This window comes from Novosphingobium sp. HR1a, from assembly GCF_015594425.1.
GTDB lineage: Bacteria > Pseudomonadota > Alphaproteobacteria > Sphingomonadales > Sphingomonadaceae > Novosphingobium > Novosphingobium resinovorum_A.
Genome location: NZ_JABXWS010000082.1, coordinates 1 through 5577, shown reverse-complemented (window position 1 = coordinate 5577; position 5577 = coordinate 1). Strand labels below are relative to the sequence as shown.

Below are 5577 nucleotides of genomic sequence, written 5' to 3'. Positions count from 1 at the left end.
CCCCGAGATCGAGGAACGCTACCGGCTCGCCATCGGTGCTACGAGCGACGCGATCTGGGATTGGCGCCTCGCCGATAGCCACGTCGTCTGGAACGAGGCGCTGGCGACGCGCTTCGGCCATGCGCTGGAGCAGACAAGCGCGCAATGGTGGCTCGACCACATCCACCCCGGCGACCGCGCGCGGACCGAGGCCAGCATCCATGCGGTGATCGATCATGGCGGCACGAGTTGGACCGACGAGTATCGCTTCCAGCGTGCTGACGGCACCCGCTCGCGGCTATATACAACATCGCATTGAGGACTTCGCGCATGTCTGCCGTTCGAGGTCAGCCTCCGCGCCTTGCTGGAGGCACGAATGGCGCTGCCAACGCCCACTCAACATCGGTCAAATCCGATGGATATCGCAGTCCCTCCCGGCTATGCTCGCGCCGGGCAATACCAGTCCATGTCACCATTCACTTCATCTCTTCGCAAAGAGGCGTGAATCACAACATGCTACTATTGCTCAACAACTTTCGGATGAGGCTCTTATATAACGAAGCTCATTTCGGTTCTAGGTGACTAGCGGCGAATTGATCGCACCGGTCGCGATTGCGCCGCCGATTCTGAAACCGCCAAACATGCGCTCGATGCGGTAGCGCCACTTGTGGGTTGCCCGGCCATGCTCAATCGTGATCCGGCGCATTGATCGGCCATGTTTGAAGGCCTGCCGCACTTTCCGGTCCATACCTCCCACACAACCAAAAGGGGCCCGTACCTTCCGGCGCGGGCCCCTTGAGGCTGTCATCGAGGTCCGGCGACGCTTACTTGAAACGAATGCCGATGCCGCCCATCACGCGCTGACGGCTGCTATTGCCGTGATAGTTTGAATATACGTACTGTGCACTCGCATAAACCGGAAGGCGTCCTTGCGTCAGAGAGAATTCGACGCCGCCGCCGACTTGATAGCCGTCAGCGCGGTAGTGATCGTACACGAGTGTATTGCCTACGGGTCCTTCAATGCGCTTGCGTTGTTCGCCGTTTACGTAGCCGGCCTTACCAAAGATCAAAACGTCCGGAGTGGCTAGAAAGCCGGCTCGTACAGCAGCGCCCCATTCTTCAAACGCCTTATGGTCGATACTGTTTCCATTGGCGAGCGCCGTGGTGTTCTCGTTGCCCTTGCCGGGCTTCCAGAAACTGCCTTCCGCACCGATCACGACGCGCTCACCCAAAGTGCCGTCGAAGCCGATTGTACCACCATAACCAAACTTGTCGTTGTGGTTACCCTCCGACTGAAAGCGGTCACCGCCAAAGTTACCTTCAAGGCGGATGCCGCGAAAGCTAGTGCCGTTTTCGGCCACGATCGGCGCATTCGTCGAAGCGTCGACGCCTGCATCCTGAGCCATTGCCGACGTGGACGCGATTCCCGCAGCAACAGCGACTGCAAGGGAGAGCGGCTTGAAAGTCATGGAAGTATCCTCTGGAGTGTCATTCGAATGGCAAAAGATGGAAACGCCCATCAAGTTTCCGAGGACCGCGGCAATCGGTTGAAACTACGAAAGCATGTGACCAAATTGCAACACTGATGCGACCGCTCATGATGTATCAACGGGAAAAAAAATGCCGCTCGATCATACGATCAATGAGCGCACTCCAGCGAGGATTTCGCCGCGTAAGCTGAGCCGTTTACGGGTATCACAACCGATTGCTCCTGCGTTGAAAGACATCGGGAGATTCGTGAGCTGTGTGCGAGTTGATAGTCTCACCGATGAAAAATACCTGCAGGGTCAATACCGGTTCTCGCCAAACGCACGAGATACGTTAGGCAAGGCCAACTGGCCTGCTAATGTGCACTTCTGCACTATCGGATGAGTTGTACCAAGCCCCAAAAGGCATTCTTTGTAATCGTTCACATGGGAAAAATCACCATTCCATATGCACTTGAAAATGATTACCTTCCCTTATGATGGTTAATAAAGGGGGAACCTATGATTCGACTTGATGAAAATGCACCGGTGCTGACAAGGCGTGAAGCCGAAGTCGTCCGCCTCGTCGCTGACGGGTACTCGGCAAAAGAGGCAGCATTAAATCTTAAGATCGCGCCGTGCACGGTTGAACGGCATATCGAGAATGTCCGGCTGAAAACGCGGGCGCGTAACCGAGCACATATGATCGCGCACGTCGTATTTGGCGGTCTGATCTAAAAGTAATCGGCCGGAACTTTCAGGACTTCGGGAAACCAGTCGTCGAAAGCGGGCCGAGAATAGCACGAATTTAGAAGCCCGCATTCTCAATCGCGCAACCCATACGATGTCCGGTCTCTGTAGCCCGAGGCGATGGAATGCGCGCGGTCTTTTACCCGGCTGTAGGCGAGTCGCCAATTCGGATTTCCAGCGCGATCTTGGCGAGGAGCGTGCTGGCGCATGGCCTCGATGCAGTCGGCGTAGATATCTTGTCGGTCGTGAACAATGCGATGTTCGTTTCGGCGACGGGTAGATTGCGTCCGATGTGCCGTGAGGGGTTTATCGAACTGGTACGCGGCTTTCAGGCAGCGGCCATTTTGGGCAGGACTGGGGATAGCCAGGCGGCGATGAGGGCGCGCAAAAGCGCAGTCAGCCATGCGACGAGCAACCTGAGATTGTGCCCTGCGGCGACCAGGATGGCGTTGATGGCATCGCCGGAGGCACCGGCGAGGTGATTGCGCTCGAGCAGGCCATCGGACTTGGTGTGACCGATGATCGGTTCGATGGCATTTCGTCGCCTGAGCTCGCGCTTGATCGTGGGTGAGGTGATCCCGCGAGTGTGGGCGATATAGACCCTGGCCTGCCCGCCATGCTTGTGCCCTTTGTAGCCGCGATCGACATAAGCCCGCTCAACGGTGACGCCGGTCAGGCGCTCGACTTGCTCGATCTGCCCGGACAGGGTGTGGCCATCATAGGGGTTGCCGGGCAACGCCTGCATGCCGACGATGAACTGGCCACCGGCGGTGCGGGCGTTTGTCACCGCGATCGAGGTCTTTACCCCGAACTCGTAGCGGGTCCGCGCCTTGCCCTTGGCGATGCATTCCACCTCGGGCGCGTGCAGGGCATAAAGCTTGTCTGTGCTGCTAGCCTTCTGGGTGAGGATCTTCGCCACCCGCTCGCGGACGACGGCAAAGACGGCCTCGAGTTCCTCATTTCCGGCGATTTTGCAGCCGATATCGCGGTCGAGCCGGCCCAGACAGGTGCGAAGTTTGCGCACCCAACGCATCGCCTGCTTGTGACCGCGCCCGTTGATCAGCCGGGAGACATTGCGCCGAGCCTAGCGGCCCACCCGCAGGAATGACTGGCGCAGCTTGATGCCGTGCTTGCGGGCAATCCGGTTCAGCCACTCGATGCCGCGTAGCAGCAGGTGGCTGTCGGTGGGATGGGCAATCGCATTGGTCTGTACAGTCGTATCCACCGTCACCCGCTCGCAGGCCTGCGGCGGCATTGCCCTGGTTTCCATCGCCACGCGCAGCGTCTCGGCGAGCAGAAGTTCCAGCTTGTCGGCCCAGATCCGGTTCCGCCAGCGCGTCATCGACGAACGATCCAGTGGCAGCTTGTGGCGGAAGTGCTGCTCGCCGCAAAAGAATTGGTGGTACGGGTTCTCGACCCAGCGGGCGCAGACGGCTTCGTCCGACAGGCCCTCCATGTGCTTGAGCAGGTGCAGGCCTGCCATTAGCCGCGTCGACAGGGCCATGACCTGGGCCTTGGAGATCATCGGCACGGCATCAAAGGCGAAGCAGTCGAGGGTCTTGCCTGCGGGTAGATGTGCCTCTGCCAGGTGGCGTTCGATCCGACGCCGATCGCGTTCGGCAAGTTCGTGCTCGGCCAGCGCGGCGAGGAATCTGCTGGCGGGCCATCCTTCCTTGTCTGCCTGGGCGGCGAAGTCCCCCCAGATGTGCTTGATGGTGGGCAAGCGCAGTTCGTTGAGCATGAGGCTGAGACGCTGTGCATCAATCATGGGAGTTGCGTTCATGCGGCTTCTCCCTGTTCGATAAGTCCGTCGTAGATCGAGAGCGGCACCAGTTCGACCACGACTTCGGGCAGATCGGCAGGGTCCGGACAGAACCGGGCCCGCAAGGTTGTCAGGCAGGGCGTTCGGCGCGCCGCCAGGTCCTCGGTCAGGAGCCCCGCGAGTTCGGCCTCGCATGCACGCTCGTGAGCCATGGCCAGAAGTTCGACGGTGGTGCGGCAGGCTTGCCGCTCGCCCTGAAATTCCAGCAGGTGGTCGAACATCAGGCGATAGGCCTCTCGCGGGAACAGGCTATCGCGATAGACCAGCCCTAGCAGTGCCATGGGCTTACGGCGCAGAGAATGGATCACGTGACGGTAATCGACAACGTGGCCGTGCTTCCCGTTCATGCCTGCGCGTCCGCGCGGCAGGGTCATGAGTCTCGTGCCGCCGATGAAGAGGTCGAGGCGGTCATCATAAAGGCGAGCCCGCAAACGGTGCCCGATCAGGCGGGATGGGACCGTGTAGAACACCTTGCGCAACGTGAAGCCGCCCGAGGATGTGACCGTCACGAGGATCTCCTCGTAATCGGTGGTGCGCACGTCCGGCAGCGGCTGCAGGAACTTGCGTTCGGCATCGATCCCGGGGCCGTGCCGCCGGTTGCGCGCATTCACGACCTCGTCGATGAAGCGGCGATAGTCGGCAAGGTCGGAGAAGTCGGCGCTCCCGCGCAGCAGCAGCGCATCCCTTATGGCAGCCTTGATATGGCCATGGGCACTCTCGATCGCGCCGTTCTCATGGGCAACGCCCCGGTTGTTCCTCGTGGGCTCCATTCCATAATGGTCACAAAGCGCGTCATAACGCTTGGTCAGGTCGATCCTGGCATCCGCGTCCAGATTGCGGAAGGCGGCCGAGAGGCTGTCGGTACGATGAAGCTTCGGCGCGCCGCCTGCGGACCAGAGCGCGTTCTGCAGCCCTTCAGCCAAGGCGACGAAGCTCTCGCCGCCCAGGATGATGTGCCCGTGTTCGAAGCCGCCACATGGAAGCCGGAAGTGATAGAGCAGATGGTCCAGGGGCTGTCCGGCGATGGAAACTCCCAGATCGTCCATGCACGTAAAATCGGACAGGCCGAGCCGCCCGGCCTCGTGCACTTGCCGGAAAATGACTTCGCGATCTTGCCCGTTGACGGCGCGCCAGTCGCGAATGCGCCTCTCCAGGGTTCGCCGGGAGCCGAACTCCGTCTCGGGATATCGGCGCCGCAGCTCCTCGAAGATCGCTATGGGCCGAAGGCCCGGGGCAGCCTCTAACATCGGCACGACAACTTCATCGAAAATACCGGCAAGGGGATCGGGTCGGCGCCGGCCGCGCGGTGTTTGCCGCTGCGATGGCAGCTGGGTGGCCTGCAGAACCCGATAGCCCGTCGCCGGACTGAACCCGGCCTTCGCCGCCGCCAGGGCGACGGGGTCATAACGTCTGTTGGTCATGAAAAGTCTCACTTGATGATCGTTGATGTGTCGGCCGGCCACACGTCAGGTCCTCCTCCCCGGAAAACCCGATGCATAGCGGCCACCATGACCATCACAGGCACCCGCCAAAGAGTGCCTCCGGTGTGTCGGGACCGGG

7 protein-coding genes and 1 pseudogene are annotated in these 5577 nt (G+C 60.5%); 2 read left to right on the top strand and 6 right to left on the bottom strand.

All coding sequences use genetic code 11. The annotated features are described in order from the left end of the window. Positions 1 to 7 precede the first annotated feature (7 nt). Positions 8 to 298 carry a PAS domain-containing protein gene (locus HWN72_RS21820; RefSeq protein ID WP_309141588.1) on the top strand — a complete coding sequence of 97 codons (291 nt, stop codon included), beginning with the start codon at positions 8 to 10 and terminating at the stop codon, positions 296 to 298. Here the strand turns inward: HWN72_RS21820 and HWN72_RS21815 are convergent. The 3 genes and pseudogenes from HWN72_RS21815 to HWN72_RS21810 form a co-directional block, all read right to left on the bottom strand. Then, positions 264 to 455: pseudogene (locus tag HWN72_RS21815) on the bottom strand (transposase); the annotation flags it as partial. The gene HWN72_RS21820 and the pseudogene HWN72_RS21815 overlap by 35 nt on opposite strands. Positions 456 to 553: 98 nt before the next feature. Beyond that, positions 554 to 685, bottom strand: coding sequence for a hypothetical protein (locus HWN72_RS31645; RefSeq protein ID WP_256434608.1), 132 nt, complete (start codon positions 683 to 685; stop codon positions 554 to 556). A 118-nt stretch (positions 686 to 803) separates the two neighbouring features. Then, a complete protein-coding gene (locus HWN72_RS21810; protein WP_036526652.1) occupies positions 804 to 1448 on the bottom strand; it encodes an outer membrane protein in 645 nt (214 codons plus the stop codon). Between the two features lie 519 nt (positions 1449 to 1967). On the opposite strand from HWN72_RS21810, the gene HWN72_RS21805 reads away from it, so the two are divergent. Beyond that, positions 1968 to 2183, top strand: a complete 216-nt coding sequence (locus HWN72_RS21805; RefSeq protein WP_211151334.1) for a helix-turn-helix transcriptional regulator — start codon at positions 1968 to 1970, stop codon at positions 2181 to 2183. A 340-nt stretch (positions 2184 to 2523) separates the two neighbouring features. On the opposite strand, the gene HWN72_RS21800 is transcribed toward HWN72_RS21805, so the two are convergent. The 3 genes from HWN72_RS21800 to istA are packed head-to-tail and all read right to left on the bottom strand — an operon-like array spanning position 2524 to position 5438. Further along, positions 2524 to 3228 carry a hypothetical protein gene (locus tag HWN72_RS21800; RefSeq protein WP_211151333.1) on the bottom strand — a complete coding sequence of 235 codons (705 nt, stop codon included), beginning with the start codon at positions 3226 to 3228 and terminating at the stop codon, positions 2524 to 2526. A 51-nt stretch (positions 3229 to 3279) separates the two neighbouring features. Further along, positions 3280 to 3978 carry a transposase gene (locus tag HWN72_RS31730; RefSeq protein ID WP_211151332.1) on the bottom strand — a complete coding sequence of 233 codons (699 nt, stop codon included), beginning with the start codon at positions 3976 to 3978 and terminating at the stop codon, positions 3280 to 3282. Then, positions 3975 to 5438, bottom strand: a complete 1464-nt coding sequence (gene istA / locus HWN72_RS21790) for an IS21 family transposase (protein WP_248006227.1) — start codon at positions 5436 to 5438, stop codon at positions 3975 to 3977. The genes HWN72_RS31730 and istA overlap by 4 nt, the downstream gene beginning before the upstream one ends. Positions 5439 to 5577: the final 139 nt, after the last annotated feature.

Coding starts and splice junctions, on each gene's coding strand:
- HWN72_RS31645 (WP_256434608.1), bottom strand. CDS start 685: ATGCGCCGGATCACGATTGAGCATGGCCGGGCAACCCACAAGTGGCGC.
- HWN72_RS21810 (WP_036526652.1), bottom strand. CDS start 1,448: ATGACTTTCAAGCCGCTCTCCCTTGCAGTCGCTGTTGCTGCGGGAATC.
- HWN72_RS21805 (WP_211151334.1), top strand. CDS start 1,968: ATGATTCGACTTGATGAAAATGCACCGGTGCTGACAAGGCGTGAAGCC.
- HWN72_RS21800 (WP_211151333.1), bottom strand. CDS start 3,228: ATGCGTTGGGTGCGCAAACTTCGCACCTGTCTGGGCCGGCTCGACCGC.
- HWN72_RS31730 (WP_211151332.1), bottom strand. CDS start 3,978: ATGAACGCAACTCCCATGATTGATGCACAGCGTCTCAGCCTCATGCTC.
- istA (WP_248006227.1), bottom strand. CDS start 5,438: ATGACCAACAGACGTTATGACCCCGTCGCCCTGGCGGCGGCGAAGGCC.